The sequence below is a fragment of the Catellatospora sp. NPDC049609 genome (assembly GCF_040675365.1).
In the GTDB taxonomy this organism is placed as follows: Bacteria; Actinomycetota; Actinomycetes; order Mycobacteriales; family Micromonosporaceae; genus Catellatospora.
In genome coordinates this window covers 1-1,764 of the sequence record NZ_JBFAOU010000433.1, presented here as the reverse complement: position 1 = coordinate 1,764, position 1,764 = coordinate 1, and the positions used below count along the sequence as shown (strand labels likewise).

Annotated in this window: 4 protein-coding genes; all 4 read left to right on the top strand. The window is 70.8% G+C overall.

The annotated features are described in order from the left end of the window. The first annotated feature begins 224 nt into the window (after nt 1-224). Nucleotides 225-353: a hypothetical protein gene (locus AB0J67_RS40915; RefSeq protein ID WP_363491182.1), complete on the top strand. Its 129-nt coding sequence runs from the start codon at nt 225-227 to the stop codon at nt 351-353. A 66-nt stretch (nt 354-419) separates the two neighbouring features. Further along, nucleotides 420-704: a zinc ribbon domain-containing protein gene (locus AB0J67_RS40910; RefSeq protein WP_363491180.1), complete on the top strand. Its 285-nt coding sequence runs from the start codon at nt 420-422 to the stop codon at nt 702-704. Between the two features lie 127 nt (nt 705-831). Further along, complete coding sequence (locus AB0J67_RS40905; RefSeq protein ID WP_363491179.1) at nt 832-1,467, top strand: AmiS/UreI family transporter; 636 nt, start codon at nt 832-834, stop codon at nt 1,465-1,467. Between the two features lie 76 nt (nt 1,468-1,543). After that, the coding region (locus AB0J67_RS40900) for an acetamidase/formamidase family protein (protein WP_363486135.1) at nt 1,544-1,764 on the top strand (221 nt) is incomplete at its 3' end.

Here is a 1,764-nt window from a genome sequence, read left to right as displayed (position 1 = left end):
GGGGGCGCGCCCCCGGCCCCCCCCCCCCCCCCGCCACCGGCGGCAGCGGTGAGCCTTCGCCTCGATCCCCAGCGCCGAGGCGGTGTACGCCGACGGCCGCGACCTGCTGGTCCACGGCGGCGCGTGCGGCGCGGACCTGGCCGGGCTGACCATGCCCGCGACCCTGCTCCACGCGCCGCGGGGCATGTTCGGTCAGGAGCCGGGCCTGCTGCCGCAGCGCCGTGGTGGACCACTGGTCGGCGGCGGCCCCGATGCTGCGCCCCGAGCTGGTCGCCGGCACGAACCACTACACGATCCTGATGACCGACCGCCCGGCCGCGCTCATCGCCGCACGGCTGACCGGCACCGCGTGACCGGATCCCGCGCCGGCGGGTGCAAGATTGAGGTAGCCCCCTCACCGCCGTCACGGGAGGTGCGCGATGGCGACATACGAGTACGAGTGCGCCGACTGCGGCCGGTTCGACGTCCGCACCGCTGTCGGCGCCGCCCCGCCGCGGTCCTCCTGCCCGGCGTGCCACGGTGACGCCCGGCGGGTCTTCTCGCCGCCGCTGCTCGGGCTGCTGCCGAAGGCGGTGACGGCGCTGGCCGGGCGGGAGGAGCAGAGCCGCGACGAGCCGGCCGTCGTCTCGCGGATACCGCCGAAGACCGGCGGCCGGCCCGAGCCGGCACCGCACCCGGCGCTCGCGCGGCTCCCCCGGCCGTGATGGGTTAGAACAGACCAGTTCGGGTACGTCGAAAGGGCGCCGCAGGCGGCGCGGCTTGCGGCATCGAGGCGGCGGTTCGACACCGCCGCCAGCACCCGTTGACCACTTCGCGGGAGGTGCGTCGGTCGTGGGAGCCGTGGGCTTGTTCTATGTCGGTGCTGTCCTCTTCCTCAACGGCTTGATGATCCTGGGGAAGGTCGATGCGAAGGCAGCCGCCGTCTTCAACCTCTTCGTGGGCGCGATGCAGGTCATCACGCCGACCTATCTGATCTTCACGGCGGGCGGGGACGCCAACGCGATCCTGAACGCCTCGGGCATCTACCTGTTCGGGTTCACCTACCTTTATGTCGGGATCACCCTGCTCGCCGGCCTGGACAGCACCGGGGTCGGCTGGTTCTCGCTGTTCGTGGCCGCGGCCGCGCTCGGCTACTCGTTCGTCAACTTCCGGATCTTCGCAGACGGGCCGTTCGGGGTCATCTGGCTCTACTGGGCCTTCCTGTGGTTCCTGTTCTTCCTGCTGCTCGGACTGAAATGGGAGGGCCTGAAGGCGTACACCGGCTGGGTCACCACGATCCAGGGCATCGTGACAGCGGCCATCCCCGCCTTCCTGATCATGTCGGGGTACTGGCGGAACCCCACCGCGATCACCATCGGGCTGGCGGCGTTCGGCGTCGTCATGGCGGTGGGGCTGTGGCCGCTGACCCACCCGCGCCCGCACGAGGTGAGCTCGCGGCCGGGCACGCCGGTCGCCAGGCATCCGTGAGGACGCGGGTCGCCTGCCGCCAACCAGCGATCTCCATCCGGAACGCAACTTCAGCAACTGAGAGGAGTGAGTTCCCATGCCAGAAGTCGTTTTCAGCGTCGACCAGAGCAAGTCGATGCGCGACCAGGCCGTACCCGGACACAACCGGTGGCACCCGGACATTCCGGTGGCCGCCATGGTGCGGCCCGGGGACGAGTTCCGCATCGAGTGCCGGGAGTGGACCGACGCCCAGCTCGGCAACAACGACTCCGCCAACGACGTGCGCGATGTCGATCTCACCCACGCCCACATGCTCAG

Bases quoted from the DNA above. Each gene is read 5' to 3' on its own strand.
- AB0J67_RS40910 (WP_363491180.1), top strand. From the start codon at position 420: ATGGCGACATACGAGTACGAGTGCGCCGACTGCGGCCGGTTCGACGTC.